Origin of the sequence: Arthrobacter sp. ok909, from assembly GCF_900104405.1 — a bacterium.
GTDB classification, from domain to species: domain Bacteria; phylum Actinomycetota; class Actinomycetes; order Actinomycetales; family Micrococcaceae; genus Arthrobacter; species Arthrobacter humicola.
In genome coordinates this window covers 34,443-52,812 of record NZ_FNJS01000017.1, presented here as the reverse complement: position 1 = coordinate 52,812, position 18,370 = coordinate 34,443, and the positions used below count along the sequence as shown (strand labels likewise).

At 67.8% G+C, this 18,370-nt stretch carries 14 protein-coding genes and 1 riboswitch; of the genes, 13 read left to right on the top strand and 1 reads right to left on the bottom strand.

Annotation, left to right across the window (positions count from 1 at the left end):
- The first annotated feature begins 24 nt into the window (after positions 1 to 24).
- Genes ileS through ndk form a run of 4 tightly spaced genes read left to right on the top strand, consistent with a single transcriptional unit; the run spans position 25 to position 5,680 of the window.
- The gene (gene ileS, locus BLR03_RS14320; protein WP_091253689.1) at positions 25 to 3,372 is read left to right on the top strand and encodes an isoleucine--tRNA ligase; all 3,348 of its coding nucleotides are present in this window, start codon (positions 25 to 27) and stop codon (positions 3,370 to 3,372) included.
- Between the two features lie 3 nt (positions 3,373 to 3,375).
- Complete coding sequence (locus tag BLR03_RS14315; protein WP_091253686.1) at positions 3,376 to 4,734, top strand: bifunctional folylpolyglutamate synthase/dihydrofolate synthase; 1,359 nt, start codon at positions 3,376 to 3,378, stop codon at positions 4,732 to 4,734.
- 3 nt (positions 4,735 to 4,737) lie between these two features.
- A complete protein-coding gene (locus BLR03_RS14310) occupies positions 4,738 to 5,214 on the top strand; it encodes a DUF4233 domain-containing protein (RefSeq protein ID WP_091253682.1) in 477 nt (158 codons plus the stop codon).
- A 52-nt stretch (positions 5,215 to 5,266) separates the two neighbouring features.
- Positions 5,267 to 5,680, top strand: a complete 414-nt coding sequence (ndk, locus tag BLR03_RS14305; RefSeq protein WP_091253679.1) for a nucleoside-diphosphate kinase — start codon at positions 5,267 to 5,269, stop codon at positions 5,678 to 5,680.
- A gap of 102 nt (positions 5,681 to 5,782) precedes the next feature.
- Here the strand turns inward: ndk and BLR03_RS14300 are convergent, their stop codons facing one another.
- A complete protein-coding gene (locus BLR03_RS14300) occupies positions 5,783 to 6,454 on the bottom strand; it encodes a vitamin K epoxide reductase family protein (RefSeq protein ID WP_091253676.1) in 672 nt (223 codons plus the stop codon).
- 474 nt (positions 6,455 to 6,928) lie between these two features.
- Here BLR03_RS14300 and BLR03_RS14295 point away from each other — a divergent pair, with 474 nt between their 5' ends.
- The 9 genes from BLR03_RS14295 (at position 6,929) to nadD (ending at position 18,363) form a co-directional block, all read left to right on the top strand.
- On the top strand, positions 6,929 to 10,105 hold the full coding sequence (locus BLR03_RS14295; RefSeq protein ID WP_091253673.1) for an Rne/Rng family ribonuclease: 3,177 nt from the start codon (positions 6,929 to 6,931) through the stop codon (positions 10,103 to 10,105).
- 145 nt (positions 10,106 to 10,250) lie between these two features.
- Positions 10,251 to 10,348, top strand: a riboswitch (TPP riboswitch).
- Positions 10,331 to 11,968, top strand: coding sequence for a bifunctional hydroxymethylpyrimidine kinase/phosphomethylpyrimidine kinase (locus BLR03_RS14290; protein ID WP_175460559.1), 1,638 nt, complete (start codon positions 10,331 to 10,333; stop codon positions 11,966 to 11,968). (Overlaps the previous riboswitch by 18 nt.)
- A 356-nt stretch (positions 11,969 to 12,324) precedes the next feature.
- A complete protein-coding gene (gene rplU / locus BLR03_RS14285) occupies positions 12,325 to 12,633 on the top strand; it encodes a 50S ribosomal protein L21 (protein ID WP_018773353.1) in 309 nt (102 codons plus the stop codon).
- A gap of 61 nt (positions 12,634 to 12,694) precedes the next feature.
- The gene (gene rpmA / locus BLR03_RS14280) at positions 12,695 to 12,958 is read left to right on the top strand and encodes a 50S ribosomal protein L27 (RefSeq protein ID WP_009372867.1); all 264 of its coding nucleotides are present in this window, start codon (positions 12,695 to 12,697) and stop codon (positions 12,956 to 12,958) included.
- A gap of 116 nt (positions 12,959 to 13,074) precedes the next feature.
- On the top strand, positions 13,075 to 14,661 hold the full coding sequence (gene obgE / locus BLR03_RS14275) for a GTPase ObgE (RefSeq protein WP_091253670.1): 1,587 nt from the start codon (positions 13,075 to 13,077) through the stop codon (positions 14,659 to 14,661).
- Positions 14,651 to 15,853 (top strand): glutamate 5-kinase, encoded by a 1,203-nt coding sequence (proB, locus tag BLR03_RS14270; RefSeq protein WP_254788500.1) that lies wholly within the window; start codon positions 14,651 to 14,653, stop codon positions 15,851 to 15,853. Before obgE ends, proB begins: the two co-directional genes overlap by 11 nt.
- A gap of 26 nt (positions 15,854 to 15,879) precedes the next feature.
- Positions 15,880 to 17,304, top strand: coding sequence for a glutamate-5-semialdehyde dehydrogenase (locus BLR03_RS14265; protein ID WP_254788499.1), 1,425 nt, complete (start codon positions 15,880 to 15,882; stop codon positions 17,302 to 17,304).
- A gap of 80 nt (positions 17,305 to 17,384) precedes the next feature.
- Positions 17,385 to 17,624 (top strand): hypothetical protein, encoded by a 240-nt coding sequence (locus BLR03_RS14260; protein WP_091253668.1) that lies wholly within the window; start codon positions 17,385 to 17,387, stop codon positions 17,622 to 17,624.
- 13 nt (positions 17,625 to 17,637) lie between these two features.
- Positions 17,638 to 18,363 carry a nicotinate-nucleotide adenylyltransferase gene (gene nadD, locus BLR03_RS14255; RefSeq protein ID WP_091253665.1) on the top strand — a complete coding sequence of 242 codons (726 nt, stop codon included), beginning with the start codon at positions 17,638 to 17,640 and terminating at the stop codon, positions 18,361 to 18,363.
- The last annotated feature ends 7 nt before the right edge of the window (positions 18,364 to 18,370 follow it).

Below are 18,370 nucleotides of genomic sequence, written 5' to 3'. Positions count from 1 at the left end.
CGCCGCTCAACCCAGGATGTCGAGATGACCCATTACCCCAAGGCCTCAGCCGCACCCGCCGGTTCCACCACCTCAGCTTCCAACACCTCCGGCGTGTCCGCCTCTGTGAAGTTCCCGGAGATCGAAGAGCGCATCCTCAAGTACTGGGACCGGGACGGCACCTTCCAGGCCAGCATCGACCAGCGCGACGCCGGCCAAGACGGCAGCAACGAATTCGTCTTCTACGACGGCCCGCCCTTCGCCAACGGCCTGCCGCACTACGGCCACCTCCTGACCGGCTACGCCAAGGACCTCGTAGGCCGCTACCAGACCCAGCGTGGCCGCCGCGTGGAGCGCCGCTTCGGCTGGGACACGCACGGCCTGCCCGCCGAGCTGGAAGCGATGAAGCAGCTGGGCATGACGGACAAGACCCAGATCGAGGCCATGGGCATCGACAAGTTCAACGATGCCTGCCGTGCCTCCGTCATGAAGTACGCCGACGAGTGGAAGAGCTATGTCACCCGCCAGGCGCGCTGGGTGGACTTCGAGAACGACTACAAGACGCTCAACGTCGAGTACATGGAGTCCGTGCTCTGGGCCTTCAAGCAGCTGCACGAGAAGGGCCTGACCTACAACGGCTACCGCGTGCTGCCGTACTGCTGGAAGGACGAGACGCCCCTGTCCAACCATGAACTGCGCATGGATGACGACGTCTACAAGAACCGCCAGGACCAGACCGTCACGGTCACCTTCCCCATCACGGCAGGGGAGTCGGAGCTGTCCAAGCAGCTCGCCGGCGTGCAGGCGCTCGCCTGGACCACCACCCCCTGGACGCTGCCCACCAACCTGGCGCTCGCCGTCGGGCCCGCCATCAGCTACGCGGTCCTGCCGGCCGGCCCGCACGGGATCAAGGCCGCCGCGGCCGAAGCTCCCGTGACGGGCAGCTTCCTGCTCGCCTCGGACCTCCTGGGCGCCTACGCCAAGGACCTCGGCTACGGCGACGGCGCCGAGGGCGTGGCTGCCGCCGAGGCCGCCGTCACCTCACGCCACACCGGCGCCGAGCTCGAAGGGCTGACGTACGCGCCGCTCTGGGACTACTTCCACGACGCCGAGAAGTACGGCACCGAGAACGCCTGGCGCTTCCTCGTGGCCGACTACGTCACCACCACCGACGGCACCGGCATCGTCCACCAGGCTCCCGCCTATGGTGAAGACGACCAGAAGGTCTGTGAAGAGGCCGGCATCCCCGTCGTCCTGTCGGTCGACGAGGGCGCCAAGTTCCTGCCGCTCTTCGGCCACGGCGACCTCGCCGAAATCGCCGGGCTGCAGGTGTTCGAGGCCAACAAGCCCATCACCCAGGTGCTCCGCGCCCAGGGCCGCCTGGTCCGCCAGGCCAGCTACGAGCACAGCTACCCGCACTGCTGGCGCTGCCGCAACCCGCTGATCTACCGCGCCGTCTCCTCCTGGTACGTCGAGGTCACCAAGTTCAAGGACCGCATGTCCGAGCTCAACCAGGAGATCAACTGGATCCCGGGCAACGTCAAGGACGGCCAGTTCGGCAAGTGGCTCGCCAACGCCCGCGACTGGTCCATCAGCCGCAACCGCTACTGGGGCAGCCCCATCCCGGTGTGGCAGTCCACCGACCCGGACTACCCCCGCACCGATGTCTACGGCTCGCTCGCCGAGATCGAGGCCGACTTTGGCCGCCTGCCGCTGAACAACGACGGTCAGGTGGACCTGCACCGGCCGTTCATCGACGACCTCACCCGCCCGAACCCGGACGACCCCCGCACCCCGGAGGAAGGCCAGTCCGTCATGCGCCGCGTCGAGGACGTCCTGGACGTCTGGTTCGACTCCGGCTCCATGCCCTACGGCCAGGTCCACTACCCGTTCCAGAACGAGGAATGGTTCGACACCCACAACCCGGCGGACTTCATCGTCGAGTACATCGGCCAGACCCGCGGCTGGTTCTACATGCTGCACATCCTCTCCACCGCGCTGTTCGACCGGCCGGCCTTCCGCAACGTCATCAGCCACGGCATCGTCCTGGGCTCCGACGGGCAGAAGATGTCCAAGAGCCTGCGCAACTACCCGGACGTCTCCGAGGTCCTGGACCGCGACGGCTCCGACGCCATGCGCTGGTTCCTGATGTCCAGCCCGATCCTGCGCGGCGGCAACCTCGTGGTCACCGAGCAGGGCATCCGCGACGGCGTCCGCCAGGTCATCCTGCCGCTGTGGAACGTGTACAGCTTCTTCACGCTGTACACGAACGCGGCTCATGGCGGGCAGGGGTATGACGCGCAGCTCCGCTACGACGGCTACGCCGACACCCTGGACCAGTACCTGATGGCCAACACCGGGGACCTCGTCCGGAACATGACCGCCCAGCTGGACAACTACGACATCTCCGGCGCCTGCGACGAACTGCGCGGCTATCTCGACATGCTCACCAACTGGTACGTCCGCCGCAGCCGCCAGCGTTTCTTCGACGAGAACGTCGACGCCTTCGACGCCCTATACACGGCGCTGGAAACGGTCTGCCGGGTCGCGGCCCCGCTCCTGCCGCTGGTCACCGAGGAAATCTGGCGCGGGCTCACCGGCGGCCGCTCCGTGCACCTGGCCGACTGGCCGGACGCCGACCTGTTCCCGGCCGACGCCGACCTCGTCGAGGCGATGGACCGTGTCCAGCAGATCTGCTCCACCGGCTCCTCGCTGCGCAAGGCCGCAAACCTCCGCGTTCGGCTGCCGCTGCAGGAACTCACCGTCGTGGCACCCGGCGCGGACGCGCTGGAAGGCTTCGCCGCCGTCGTCGCCGATGAACTGAACCTGCGCTCGGTCCGCTTGCTCGACGCCGAGAACGCCTCCCCGGAGGAGTTCGGCATCGAGCAGAAGCTCGTGGTGAACGCCCGCGCCGCGGGCCCGCGCCTGGGCAAGAACGTCCAGCAGGCCATCAAGGGTTCCAAGTCCGGCGACTGGTCGGTCAGCGACGAAGGTGTGGTCACCGCCGGAGGGCTCGCGCTCGAGCCGCAGGAATACACCCTGGAAACCGTCGTGGCCGAGGCCGCGGAGGGCGAGGGATCCCGTGCGGCGGCTGTCCTGCCCGGCGGCGGCTTCGTGGTCCTCAACACCGAAGTCACGCCCGAACTGGAAGCCGAAGGTGCGGCCCGCGACATGGTCCGCGCCATCCAGCAGGCCCGCAAGGACGCCGGACTCAACGTCAGCGACCGCATCCACACCACCGTCACCGCCAAGCAGGACATCATCGATGCCCTCCTGGCCAACGCGGCGCTCGTCACCACCGAAACCCTGACGGTCCGGCTGGACACCGTCCCGGCCGACGTCAAAGAACCGCAGGTCAGTGTTGCCAAGACCGCTGCAGAAGTAGGGGCCTAAGCCATGACCGACGAATTCTCCGTAGAAAGCGTGTACGCCGAGCTCCTGGGCCGGGCGCCGGAAAACAAGATGGAGCCGCGGCTCGCCCCGCTGTACCGTGCCATGGAGATCCTGGGGGAGCCGAACAAGGCCTTCCCGATCATCCACGTCACGGGCACCAACGGCAAGACCTCCACGGCCCGGATGATCGAGGCCGGCCTGCGGGCCCACGGCCTGAGCACCGGCCGCTACACGAGCCCGCACCTGTCCAAGGTCACCGAACGGATCAGCATCGACGGGGCCCCGGTGCCGGACGAAACTTTCGTCCGTATCTGGGACGAGATCCGCCCCTACCTGCAGATCGTGGACAGCGAACTCGAGGCCGAGGGCCAGCCCCGGCTGACGTACTTCGAGTGCCTGACCATCCTGGGCTTCGCGGTCTTCGCGGACCAGCCGGTCAACGTCGCCGTGATCGAGGTGGGTCTGGGCGGCATCACCGACGCCACGAACGTCGGCGACGGCCAGGTGTCCGTGGTCACCCCGATCTCCCTGGACCACACGGAGCTGCTGGGCGACACCACCGGGGACATCGCCTACGAGAAAGCCGGCATCATCAAGCCCGGCGGCTTCCTCATCAGCGCGGCGCAGCCGGTCGACGCGGCCCAGGTCCTGCTGGAAAAGGCCAAGGAAGTCAACGTGCCGTTCCGCTTCGAGGGCGTGGAGTTCGGCGTCGAATCCCGCACTGTCGCCGTCGGCGGCCAGATGGTCACCATCCAGGGCATCGCCGGCCGTTATGAGGACCTGCTGGTGCCGCTGCACGGCGCACACCAGGCCGAGAACGCCGCCGTCGCGATCGCCGCGCTGGAAGCGTTCTTCGGCGCGGAAAAGGCGATCGACGCCGAGATCCTGCAGGAGGCCTTCGCCTCCGTCACCTCCCCGGGCCGGCTCGAGGTGGTCCGCACCGCGCCGACCATCATCGTGGACGCGGCGCACAACCCGGAAGGCATCCGGGTCTCCGCCGAGGCCATCCACGAGGCCTTTAACTTCACCAAGCTCGTGGTGGTGGTCGGCGTCCTGCGGGAAAAGGATGCCGAGGAGATCCTCCGCCAGCTCAAGGAATCCCTGGGCGGGCTCGCCACCGAATACTGCTTCACCGAGTCCAACTCGCCCCGGGCCGTCCCGGCCGAGGACCTTGCCGAGATCGCGATGGATCTGGGCTTTGGCGAGGACAACATCCATGTCGCCGCGAAGCTCGACGACGCCCTGGAATGGGCCGTGGAACGCGCCGAAGCCGACGACGAGCTCGCCGGCGGCGTCCTGGTCACCGGGTCGATCACGCTTGTTGCCGATGCCCGGATCCTGCTCGGAAAGGCGGACGCTTAAGCGATGGCCAAACTCACCAAAGCCCAGCGCGAATGGCGCCCGGGCATGCCCAAAAAGCGGCGTTCCACGAAGGTCATGTTCGCCTCCACGGTCCTGCTGCTGGAAGCGTTTGTGGTGCTGTTCGGGACGCTGGCCGTCTTTGGGCTCCACCGGAACGAGTTCCCGCCGGCTCTGGTCTTCTCGGTGGGGATCGGGCTGTGCCTCGTGTTCGTCCTGACCTGCGCGGTCCTCTCGAAACCGTGGGGAGTGGCCCTGGGCTGGATCCTGCAGCTGGTGCTCATCCTGGGGGGCCTCGTGGAGCCCGCCATGTACGTCGTCGGCGCCCTCTTTGCCGTGTCCTGGTGGTACGGCATCCGCACCGGCATCCGGATTGACCGGGAGGCGGCCCAGCGGGAACGCGAACAGGCTGAATGGGAAGCGGCCCATCCCGCGGTCAGCGGGCCGGAACAAACGCCTGGCGCCGACGCCCGGAACACGTAGCCCGAACCCCGTAGACTTGACCCGAACCCCACCCCAACACATTGGAGCAGCTGTGAGCATTGAGCGCACCCTCGTCCTGATCAAGCCCGACGGCGTCGCCCGCAACCTGTCCGGCGCCATCCTGAGCCGGATCGAAGCCAAGGGCTACACCCTGGCCGAGCTCAAGAAAGTCGATGCGAGCCGGGAGCTGCTGGAGCAGCACTACGAGGAACATGTCGGCAAGCCGTTCTACGAGCCGCTGGTTGAGTTCATGCTCAGCGGCCCTGTTGTCGCCGCGATCTTCGAGGGACACCGCGTGATCGAGGGCTTCCGTTCCCTCGCCGGCACCACGGACCCGACGACGGCGGCGCCCGGCACCATCCGCGGCGACTTCGGCCGCGACTGGGGCCTGGCCGTGCAGCAGAACCTGGTCCACGGTTCGGATTCGGTGGAGTCCGCCGAGCGCGAGATCAAGATCTGGTTCTAGCCCTCATTTCCGGGTGTACCCCGCACCGGGGTAACAGAAAAGGCCAATGTTCGCGAAGAACATTGGCCTTTTCTGTCAGCTCGTTTTCCCGGGGCGCGGTTCCTAATACCCGGAGGTCCCGATGAAAACCTGGATGAAGGCGAAGAAGATCGTGGCGATGACGGCGACGTAGAGCAGCGCCGTGATGATCCAGCCGGCCTCGCCCAGGACCCTGGTGGGGCCGACGGGCAGGGCGATCACGCCGTGGGAGATGTTCCGGATGGTCACCCAGACGAACATCGGGATCATTATGGCCCAGACGATCATGCAGAACGGGCAGAGGATGTGGATGGAGTACAGGGCCTGGGACCAGAGCCAGACCACGAACACGAAGCCCAGGGTTACGCCGGTCTGAACCCCCAGCCAGTACCAGCGGGCGAACCTGGCGCCGGCCAGGATGCCCATGGCTGTGGTGACGATCACCGCGAACGCGACGATTCCGATGAACATGTTTGGGAAGCCGAACACCGAACTCTGCGGCGTCTGCATGACCTGGCCGCAGGAGATCCACGGGTTCACGTCGCAGATCGTGACGTGGTTGGGGTCCTTCAGGACCTCGAGCTTCTCCAGCACCAGGGCGCCGGATGCGAGCCAGCCGATCACGCCGGTGATCAGCAGGAGCCAGGCGAACGGCCGGTCGCGGGTCATGGTGGGAAGGGGCCGGTCCGCGGGGGCCGGTCCGGAGCCCGGTTGGTGCGCGGTCGCGTCACCGGCAGTGCTGGAGATGCTGGGCATGGAATATGGGTCCTTTTGATCGGGTGCTTCTGGCCCCGATTGTAGCGCCGCGGGCTGGACGGCGCCGGGAAACGCCCCTGTCTGTCCCGTCGCGGCCCGCAGCCGGGGGCACTTCCGGCCTTGCCTAAGCCAGCTTTGACGGCTCTTGTGAGACAATGATCGTGGCTGGAACCCGATCCACATCCGGATTCCGGTCCGGCGATTTTGTTTCAAGACCGCCAATGATGAGCAGGGAGCTGCGGATCCTCTGATTCCAGCTGTCCCGCAATGCCATTGGACGGCACCTGGTTGTGGCATGTAGGTCAACGGGTTCCAAAACAATCTCGCCGGCCCTCCAGGGCTGCCGCACCCCACTGCCGGTGCGAACCTGAGGGTATCCAATTGACTTCTGTCAATGCCTGCGGGTGTTGACGCATATTTGCCCCAACGGGCGCCGAATGTGGCGGCGCATCAGGGGCAGGAGTGTCGCCACATATGGATAATGATCAGGTTGTAGCCGGTAACGAAGAACTAGTTGTTGCCGAGGAAACGCAGGAAATGGCCGCAAGTGCGGAAGCAGAGGCTCCGGTAGCGCCGAAGAGGGCCGTCCGGACCCGCCGCAAGGCACCCGTCGCGAAGGTCGACCCTGCGGCGGCCGCCGAAGCTGTGGCCGAAGCCGCGGCCTTGGCCGCAGCAACCGCCTCGGATGAGCCGCTCGCCGCCGCCGAACGGGTCGCGGCCCCCGAACCCAAGGCAAAAGCACCCGCACGGCGCACCCGTGCCCGCAAGCCGGTTGCCGCGCCGGAGCCCCTGCCGGCCTTCGCCGACGAACCCGAAGCTAACGCCGCCGCCGCGGAAGCTCCCGCCGAAGCAGCACAATCAACAGAGTCCGCCGTTGCGGAAAAGCCGGTCCGGCGCCGCGCCAGCCGCGCCAGCCGCGCTAAGGCCGCTCCGAAGGTCGACGAGGTCCCCGCAGTAGCTGCGGCGGAAGAAGAAATCGAAGAAGCAACCGAAGAAGCGGCGGCCGCACCCGCCGAAACACAGGCACAGGCTGCACAGCCCGTCACGGCAGATGAGCAGCCGGCGGAAAGCCCTGCCGCATCGCTCTTCTTGGAACCGGGTGCCCTCACCTCCGTGATCTTCCAGGCCCCGGATCTCAGCACCGTGGTGCGTCCGGCCCCGGCGGCCGCGGCAGCGGAGCCCGAGGACGAAGAAGGCGACGAGGACGAGGACGCCGGCAGCCGCCGTCGCCGCCGCAGCCGTGGCCGCCGCGGACGCACCCGCACGTCCGCCGAGTCCGACACCGAGGTTGAAGGCACCGAGGAAGAGGGCGAGGAGGGCCAGGAGGGGACGCTCGAGGACGGCGTGACCTCGCGCCGCCGGCGCCGCCGCCGCCGCGGTGACCAGGACCTGGAACTGACCGGCGGGGGAGACGACGATCCGCCCAACACCGTGACCCGCGTGCGCGCGCCGCGGGCCATCAGCGAAGCCCCGGTCAACAACCGCGTCACCTCGGTCAAGGGTTCCACCCGCCTCGAGGCCAAGAAGCAGCGCCGCCGCGAATCCCGCGACACCGGCCGCCGCCGCACCGTGATCACCGAAGCCGAGTTCCTGGCCCGCCGTGAATCCGTAGACCGGCAGATGATCGTCCGCCAGCGCGACGACAGAATCCAGATCGCCGTCCTCGAAGACGGTGTCCTGGCCGAGCACTTCGTCTCCAAGACCCAGCAGGACTCCCTGATCGGCAACGTCTACCTGGGCAAGGTCCAGAACGTGCTGCCCTCCATGGAAGCTGCCTTCGTGGACATCGGACGCGGCCGCAACGCCGTCCTGTACGCCGGCGAAGTGAACTGGGACGCCGTCAACCTCGAAGGCAAGCAGCGCCGGATCGAAAACGCGCTCAAGTCCGGCGACTCCGTCCTGGTCCAGGTCACCAAGGACCCCGTCGGCCACAAGGGCGCCCGGCTCACCAGCCAGATCTCGCTGCCCGGACGCTACCTGGTGTACGTGCCCGGCGGCTCCATGACCGGCATCTCCCGCAAGCTGCCCGACGTCGAACGCAACCGCCTCAAGCGGATCCTCAAGGACCGCCTGCCCGAAGACGCGGGCGTCATTGTCCGCACCGCGGCCGAAGGGGCGTCCGAGGAAGAGCTGACGCACGACATCAACCGGCTCCGCGCGCAGTGGGAAGGCATCGAGAGCCAGTCGACCTCGACGAAGATCCTCGCCCCCGAGCTGCTCTACGGCGAACCTGACCTCACCATCAAGGTGGTCCGCGACGTCTTCAACGAGGACTTCTCCAAGCTGATCGTCTCCGGCGAGGAAGCCTGGGACACCATCGAGGCCTATGTGACCTACGTGGCGCCGGACCTCGTGGGCCGGCTCGAGAAGTGGACCAAGGACACGGACATCTTCGCTGCCTGGCGCATTGACGAGCAGATCCACAAGGCCCTGGACCGGAAGGTCTTCCTGCCCTCCGGCGGGTCCCTCGTGATCGACCGCACCGAGGCCATGACCGTGGTGGACGTCAACACCGGCAAGTTCACCGGCTCCGGCGGCAACCTCGAAGAAACCGTCACCAAGAACAACCTGGAAGCGGCCGAGGAAGTCGTCCGTCAGCTGCGGCTGCGCGACATCGGCGGCATCATCGTGATCGACTTCATCGACATGGTGCTCGAATCCAACCGCGACCTCGTGCTCCGCCGCATGGTGGAGTGCCTGGGCCGGGACCGCACCAAGCACCAGGTGGCGGAGGTGACCTCGCTGGGCCTCGTGCAGATGACCCGCAAGCGGATGGGTACCGGGCTGCTGGAAGTCTTCGGCGAACAGTGTGAAGCGTGCGCGGGCCGCGGCATCGTCACCCATGACGAACCCGTCGAGCACCGCCGGGCCAACACAGTCGCGGCCGAGCACTACGTCCCGCGAGCCGAGGCCCAGCCTGCCGCCCGCACCGAACGCAAGAGCCGTCGCCGCGGCCGGGGCCAGGGCCCGGAGTCCGCTCCGTCCGCACCGGCCGCCGTCCACGCCGAGCCCACCGAGGCCGAGCGCCACGCCAAGGCTGAAGCCACCCGTGCCGCGCTGGCGAACATCGCCGCCGCGGCCCACGCCGCGCACCTGCACGACGGGGAAGCGGCCGCTGCCAGCGAAGCCGGGGCCCGCCAGGCCGCCGTCGACGCCGTCACGAAGCTTGCCGCCACGGAAGAGGCGGCCGGCCGTCCCGCGGCTGTGCTGACGTTCGGCGGTGAGCAGGTGGCCCTGCCGTTCGTCGAGCACGCCGAGGGAACACCGGAGCCGTCCCTGACGCTGGACCTGCTGACCGAGGCCTTCGCCAACCTGGGCGAGGCTGAGGCCCAGGCCGGCGAGCAGGCGGCCGCCCAGGCCCGGCACGAGCCTCAGGCCACGGCCGCACCCGAGCCTGCGCGCGCCGAGGCGCCGGCTTCACGGACAGCGGAGACCGGAACGCCGCGCGGCCGCCGCGGGCGCCGCAACCGGAGTGCCAGCCGCGCCCAGGGTGCGGCCAACGAGACCTCCGTGGAGCACCGCGAGGCAACACGGCCGGCCGCGGCCGGCTCGGTTCACGAGGCCAAGGCACCCGCCGTGGCCAGGCCGGCCATCCCGGTCGGCAACGAGCCGATCATTCTCGGGGTTGGCGTGCCGGCATCGGAGCTGTAGTCCTCCACGGCTGATCCCTTCCACCACTGGTCGGGCTGTTGTGTAGATTGCGGGTTTGGGCCGGAGCGGGCGTAATAATACGTCCGCTCCGGCCCGGGCCCGCTTCGCCGTTAACAGGGCGGCGCCGGGTTAGCGGCTAGGCTTGACCACTGACACGGGGTGCCGCGCATCGGGCCGGCTGAGATCCAGACCCGTTGAACCTGTCCGGTTAGCACCGGCGAAGGGATGTCTGACTTGTCCGCAACAGTGAATCCGTCTGAATTTCCGCCCGACGCTTTTCTGCCTCCCAATTTTCTGCCCTCCGCGCCGTCTGCGCCGCTGCGCATTCCCCGGGTGCTGGCCATCGCCGGCTCGGACCCGTCCGGCGGTGCAGGGATCCAGGCGGACTTGAAGAGCATCGCGGCGAACGGCGGCTACGGCATGGCCGCCATCACGGCCCTGACGGCGCAAAACACCCAGGGCGTGCGCGCCGTCCACGTTCCTCCGGCAGAGTTCCTCACGGCGCAGCTGGACGCCATCAGCGACGACATCGGCATCGACGCCGTGAAGATCGGCATGCTCGGTGACGCCGCGGTGATCGACGCCGTCCGCAGCTGGCTGGACAAGGTGCGACCCGCCGTCGTGGTCCTGGACCCGGTCATGGTGGCCACCAGCGGCGACCGGCTCCTGAAGGAATCCGCCGAGGCCGCACTGCAGGCGCTCCTGCCGCTGGCGGACCTCATCACGCCGAATCTTGCCGAGCTCGCCATTCTGCTCAAGGAACCCGTCGCGGCAGACTGGGCGGAGGCCCTGGCGCAGGGCAAGCGCCTGGCCGCCCTGACCGGCACCACCGTCCTGGTCAAGGGCGGACACCTCCCCGCTGGGGATAGTGGCGGGGATAGTGCCGGGGACGGCTGCCCGGATGCGCTGGTCAATACCGTAGGGCTGCTGGGGCAGGAGGCCGTGGTGGTGCCGGGGGAGCGGATCGCCACCCGCAACAGCCACGGCACCGGCTGCTCCCTGTCCTCGGCCATGGCCACGGTGCAGGCACGGGTGGGGGACTGGGAAGCCGCACTGCGGGAGGTCAAGCCGTGGCTGCTGGGCGCGCTTCGCGAAGCCTCGGCCCTGGACGTCGGCACCGGCAACGGCCCGGTCCATCACTTCCATCACGTGCAGGACCGCACGAGCGCTCAGCACAGCCAGTACAGTCAGGGGCCGGCGGAGAGCCCCGCGGAGGGCGAGTTCGCCGCGGCCCTGCGCGACGGCGCCGCGGCCGATCTCGACGCCATCTATGCCCTGGACTTTATCCGCGGACTTGCCGACGGCACCCTGCCCGAGCACGAGTTCGCCTATTACCTGGCCCAGGACGCCATTTACCTCAACGGCTACTCCCGGGTCCTGGCCCGCGCCGCCGCCCTGGCACCCACCGAGGCCGAACAGCTTTTCTGGGCCCGCTCGGCGCAGACCTGCCTTGAGGTCGAGTCCGAGCTCCACCGCTCCTGGCTTAGCACCCGCCCGGCGGCGGCCGGCCTGGGCCCGGTCACGAAGTCCTACGTGGACCACCTGCTGGCCGCCTCCGTCTCCGGCAGCTACGGCGTGCTCGTGGCGGCAGCCCTGCCATGCTTCTGGCTCTACGCCGAAGTCGGGGCCACCCTGCACCGGGAATTCCTGGCCGGCGGCGCCCCCGCGGCGCACCCTTACGCCGACTGGCTGCGGACGTACGCCGATGAGGACTTTGCCGCCGCGACCCGGCAAGCGATTGCGTACACCGATGCGGCGGCCCGGCAGGCCTCCGCCGGCGAACGGGAGGCCATGGCCCTGGCCTTCCGGCAGTCCTCACGCTACGAAGTGCACTTCTTCGACGCGCCGAGGCTGCACGCCTGACCCAACCCGCCCCGCACACCCGCTAGGATGGTGGGGCACGGTTCCGGAAGTCGTTGCGGCAACACTGCGTAAAAACGCAGTGGCGCCTATCACGGACTACCCGCCGGAACCAGCCTCATTTGCGGCCGAAGGCAAAATTAGCGTATTCTAGATCTTCGGTGCTTACGCCAACACTTGGGTTATGACCCTGAGAACTATCCGCTTGGAATTCCACGTGGATTTGTTCCGGGGGTAGCTCATGGGTTCCCCCGGGGAATCCACCGGCGTTGAGGCACAGCGTGAGCCGGTCCAAACAATTTGGCCCCAGGTTCCGCACGCAAATCTAGTAATAAACGTCGAGAGAAGTGAGTTCCCCAGTGGTGTACGCGATTGTCCGCGCAGGCGGCCGCCAAGAGAAGGTTTCCGTTGGAGACTTCGTTACCCTGAACCGCGTCCCCGGTGGAGCCGGCAGCACCTTTGAGTTGCCCGCACTGCTCCTGGTGGACGGTGACAAGGTCACGTCTGCTGCTGCGGACCTGGCCAAGGTAACGGTTACGGCTGAGATCCTCGAAGACCTTCGTGGTCCGAAGATCGTCATCCAGAAGTTCAAGAACAAGACCGGTTACAAGAAGCGCCAGGGCCACCGTCAGGAATTGACCAAGGTCAAGATCACCGGTATCAAGTAACTCTTCGTTACTGTTCAGGTTCCAGCAGATTCCCCAGAATTTTTGAAGGCAGGCATTTCAAATGGCACATAAAAAAGGCGCGAGTTCCACTCGCAACGGTCGTGACTCCAACGCCCAGTACCTCGGCGTGAAGCGCTTCGGTGGCCAGGTAGTTTCCGCAGGCGAAATCATCGTCCGCCAGCGCGGCACCCACTTCCACCCGGGCGCCGGCGTCGGCCGCGGCGGGGACGACACCCTGTTCGCCCTGACCCCCGGTGCTGTCGAGTTCGGCACCCGCCGTGGTCGTCGCGTTGTGAACATCGTGGCTGCTGCAGCTGCAGAGTAACAACAAGTTCTAAATCGGTGGGGCGGGCCATTAGGTCCGCTCCACCGGTGTTTTAACCGCATTACAATCAACTTGGGCCTTTTTGGGGTCCGGGGAACAGCACTGAGGAGATCCACGTGGCTAGCTTTGTAGACCGGGTAGTACTGCACGTATCCGGCGGTACCGGCGGTCACGGCTGTGTCTCCGTTCACCGCGAGAAGTTCAAGCCCCTCGGCGGTCCCGACGGCGGCAACGGCGGCAATGGCGGCGACGTCATCCTGCGCGTCGACCCGCAGACCACCACGCTCCTGGACTACCACCACGCCCCCCACCGGCACGCCACCAACGGCGGTCCCGGCATGGGTGACTGGCGTGGCGGCAAGAACGGCGAGACCCTCATTCTTCCGGTTCCCGAGGGAACCGTCGTTAAGTCCAAAACCGGCGAAGTCCTCGCCGACCTCGTAGGCGAAGGCGCCGAGTACATCGCGGCGGCCGGCGGCATCGGAGGACTGGGCAACGCCGCGCTGTCCTCGCAGAAGCGCCGCGCCCCGGGCTTCGCGCTGCTCGGCATCGAAGGCGAATCCAGCGACATCGTCCTGGAGTTGAAGTCCATCGCCGACATCGCCCTGGTCGGCTTCCCGTCCGCCGGCAAGTCCAGCCTCATCGCCGCGATGTCCGCGGCTCGGCCCAAGATCGCCGACTACCCCTTCACGACCCTCATCCCCAACCTGGGCGTCGTCCAGGCCGGCGAGGTGCGCTTCACGATCGCCGACGTCCCCGGCCTGATCGAGGGCGCCAGCGAAGGCAAGGGCCTGGGCCACAACTTCCTGCGCCACGTGGAGCGCTGCGCCGCCCTGGTGCACGTGCTCGACTGCGGAACCCTCGAAGCCGACCGCGACCCGCTCTCCGACCTCGCCATCATCGAAGCCGAGCTCGAGAAGTACGCCGTGGACATGAGCTACGCCGGCACCGACGGCGAAGTGGTCCCGCTGAACCACCGCCCCCGCCTGGTGGCGCTGAACAAGGTCGACCTGCCTGACGGCAAGGACATGGCCGAGTTCGTCCGCCCGGAACTGGAATCCCGCGGCTACAAGGTCTTCGAGATCTCCGCAACCAGCCACGAGGGCCTCCGCCAGCTGGGCTTCGCCATGGCCGAAATCGTCAAGGCCGCCCGCGACGCCGTCGCCGCGACCCCGCCGAAGGTGCAGGCCCCCGTGCTGCGCCCCCGCGCCGTCAACGAATCCGGCTTCACGATCCGCCGCGAAGAAAAGAACCTCGAGCCGCTCTTCCGCGTCATCGGCGACAAGCCCGTGCGCTGGGTCAAGCAGACCGACTTCACGAACGAGGAAGCGATCGGCTACCTCGCCGACCGCCTCGCCAAGCTCGGCGTCGAAAACGAACTCTTCAAGCAGGGCGCAACGCCTGGCGACACTGTGGTGATCGGCGAGGACGACGGCGTCGTCTTCGACTGGGAGCCGACCATGATGGCCGGCGCCGAACTGCTCGCCTCGCCGCGCGGCACCGACGTGCGCTTCGCCGACATCGGCGACCGCCCGACGCGCGGCCAGAAGCGCGACGAGCAGCAGGAGCGCCGCGACGCCAAGGCCGCCGCCCGCGCCGAGCTCGAAGCCGAGCGCAAGGCCGGTATCTGGACCGAATCCGTCAGCGGCCGCCGGGCGCGGCCGCTCAAGGAGAGTGGGCTGGGCGAAGCCGATGACGAGTAAGACCGTCGTCGGGCACCGGTCGCAGCCGACCAGTGCCCAAAACTCCAGCGCCCAAAACCTCAAGGCGCAGACCCTCAGGGCCCCCGACCGTACCGCGCTGTCCGGTGCCCGCCGGATCGTCGTCAAAGTGGGTTCGTCCTCGCTGACGTCCATCAAGGGCGGGATCTCGGAAGAGGCCCTGACCGGCCTCGCCGACGCCCTGGCGCACAAGCGCAACGCGGGAGCTGAGATCATCCTGGTCTCCTCCGGGGCGATTGCGGCCGGGCTTGCCCCGCTGGGACTCGAGAAGCGCCCGCGCGACCTCGCCACCCAGCAGGCCGCCGCCAGCGTGGGCCAGGGCCTGCTCATGGCCCGCTACACGCACGCGTTCGGGGCGCACGGGGTCACCGTCAGCCAGGTGCTTCTGACCGCTGATGACTTCATGCGGCGCAGCCAGCACACCAACGCGTTCCGCGCGCTGGACCGGCTGCTGAACCTCGGGGTCGTCCCGGTGGTCAACGAAAACGACACTGTGGCCACCCATGAGATCCGCTTCGGCGACAACGACCGCCTCGCCGCCCTGGTGGCGCACCTGGTCCGCGCCGACGCGCTGGTGCTGCTCTCCGACGTCGACTCCCTCTACGACGGCCCGCCGTCGCACGGCGCCAAGCGGATTCCGCACGTTTCCGGCCCGCACGACCTCGACGGCATCTCGATCGGCAGCACCGGCAAAGCCGGCGTGGGCACGGGCGGCATGGTCACCAAGGTCGAGGCCGCCAGCATCGCCGCCGGTTCGGGCATCCACGCCCTCGTCACCTCCACGCGCAATGCGGCCGCCGCGCTGGCCGGGGAGGACGTGGGAACGTGGTTCTCCGTCAACGGCTCCCGCAAGCCCATCCGGCTCCTGTGGCTGGCCCACCTGGCGTCCGTGCAGGGCACGCTGGTGCTCGACGACGGCGCGGTCAAGGCCGTCCGCGACCGCCACACCTCACTGTTGCCGGCCGGGATCGCCGCCGTGCGGGGCCATTTCGAGGCGGGCGACGCCGTGGAGATGGTCTCGACCGACAACACCGTGATTGCGCGCGGGCTCGTGAACTATTCCGCCGCCGAACTGCCCCAAATGCTGGGCCGCTCCACGCGCGAGCTGGGCAAGGCGCTGGGCCGCGGATATGACCGCGAAGTTGTTCATGTTGACGATCTGGTGCTGGTCTAGGTTCACCGCTCGCCTAAACTGGACGTATGACTGAGGCCCTGACTTCCGCCGCCCTGCCTTCTAACGACCTGCCTTCTGACGACCTGCCTTCTGACGACGCGCCTGCTGAGAACACTGCCGGCACCACCGTGCCCGCCCAGGGGTTCGCCGCGGCGCCGGATCCGGCACCCGCAGGAGCCCCGGCCACGGCAGCGGACGTCGAAGCTGCCGTCCACGCAATCGCTGACCGTTCCCGCAAGGCTGCCCGCAAGATGGCGCACGCGAACCGGGCCTGGAAGGACCGCGGCCTGCGCGCCATCGGCAAGGCGCTGTTGGAACACAAGAACCAGATCCTCGCCGCCAACGCCAAGGATGTTGCGGCCGGCCGGGCCAATGGCACCGGTGCCGCCCTCCTGGACCGCCTGACCCTGAGCGATGCACGCATCACAGCCCTGGCCGCGGCACTCGAGAACCTCGCCACCCTGCCGGACCCCGTAGGGAACGTGGTGCGCGGCCAGACGCTGCCCAACGGGCTCCGCCTCCGCCAGATCAACGTGCCCATGGGTGTGGTGGCCGCGATCTACGAGGCCCGCCCCAACGTCACGGTCGATATCGCCGGCCTCGCCCTCAAGAGCGGCAACGCCGTGATCCTGCGCGGCGGATCCGCCGCCGCTGCCACCAACGCCGCCCTCGTCACGATCCTCCGCGATGCCCTGGAATCGGTGGGCCTGCCCGCCGACGCCGTCCAGAGCGTGGACCAGTACGGCCGCGACGGCGCCAACGCGCTCATGCGGGCGCGCGGCCGCGTGGACGTCCTCATTCCCCGCGGCGGGCGCGAGCTCATCCAGGCCGTGGTGACGAACTCCTCCGTGCCGGTCATCGAGACCGGTGAGGGCAATGTGCACATCTTCCTGGATGCGTCCGCCGGCGAGGAAATGTCCGTGGACATCCTCCTCAACGCCAAGACGCAGCGGCCCAGCGTCTGCAACACCGTCGAAACGCTCCTGGTGCACTCCAAGTCCACCGTCCTGCCCGCCGTCGCCGCCGCCCTGCGGGCGGCCGGGGTCACCCTGCACGTGGACCAGCGCGTCCGCGCCGCGCTGCCGGCGTCGATCGAAACCGTCCCGGCCACGGACGAAGACTGGGCCACCGAATACATGGACCTGGACCTGGCCGTGGCCATGGTGGACAGCCTGGACGAGGCCGTCCGGCACATCCGCAAATGGTCCACGGGCCACACGGAAGCGATCCTGACCAACGACCTCGCCAACGCCGAACGCTTCATCGCCGACGTCGACTCGGCGGCCGTGATCGTGAACGCCTCCACCCGCTTCACCGACGGCGGGGAGCTCGGCCTCGGCGCCGAGGTGGGGATTTCCACCCAGAAACTCCATGCCCGCGGCCCCATGGGACTGACCGAGCTGACCACCACGAAGTGGATCGTGCAGGGCGAGGGCCAGATCCGGGGCTAGCAACGCTGTAACATGGAACGGAAGACCGGGACGGCGGACACCTCCGCCGTCGTCACATTTTGAACTCACTAGGGGAGAACATGCTGTCGCAGCAGATCGCCACTTTCGTCGCCGCAGCCGGCGCATCAGCCAACGAGGAGCTCGCGCCGCTCATCGCACCGCCGTTTGTCATTGGCGGCTCCATGTTCGCGGTCCTGGTGGTCCTGCTGCTGATCACGCTGTCCTACTCCAACCTGGGCCGTCGCCACGAGGCCGTCGAGGAGCACTCGGATCCGCACCGTCAGCACCCGAACAAGCACGACCACGGCCAGGGTCACTAATATTTCCGCCACCATGAGGCAGCGCGGCGCCCAGCGCCGCCTGCGTCTGGGTGTGATGGGCGGCACGTTCGATCCCATCCATCACGGACACCTTGTCGCGGCCAGCGAGGTCGCGGCGAAGTTCGAGCTCGACGAAGTCGTGTTTGTTCCCACCGGTCAGCCCTGGCAGAAGATGGCCAAGAAGGTCAGCGAAGCCGAGCACCGGTACCTCATGACCGTCATCGCCACGGCCTCGAACCCCCGTTTCACCGTGAGCCGGGTGGACGTGGACCGACCAGGCCCGACCTACACGATCGACACCCTGCGCGACCTCCGCACGCTGCGCCCCGATGCCGATCTCTTCTTCATCACCGGCGCGGACGCGCTGGCCCAGATTTTGTCGTGGAAGGACATCGATGAACTCTGGTCCCTCGCGCATTTCGTGGGTGTAACCCGTCCCGGGCACGTCCTGGACGGCATGGGCCGCAAGGACGTCAGCCTCCTCGAGGTCCCGGCCATGGCCATTTCCTCCACGGATTGCCGCACCCGGGTGGCCGAAGGAAATCCCGTCTGGTACCTCGTGCCGGACGGGGTGGTCCAATACATCGCAAAGTATGGCCTGTATGACGCTCCCCGCGAGGCGGTCCGCCTCGACAGCCGACACGCCGGGACCAGCAACACCGGAAACGACGCGGCGGGGCTTGATCCGGCACAGCATGATCCAGCCTTCGAGATAACCCAACCAGCCAGCACTGAATGAGTTTGCC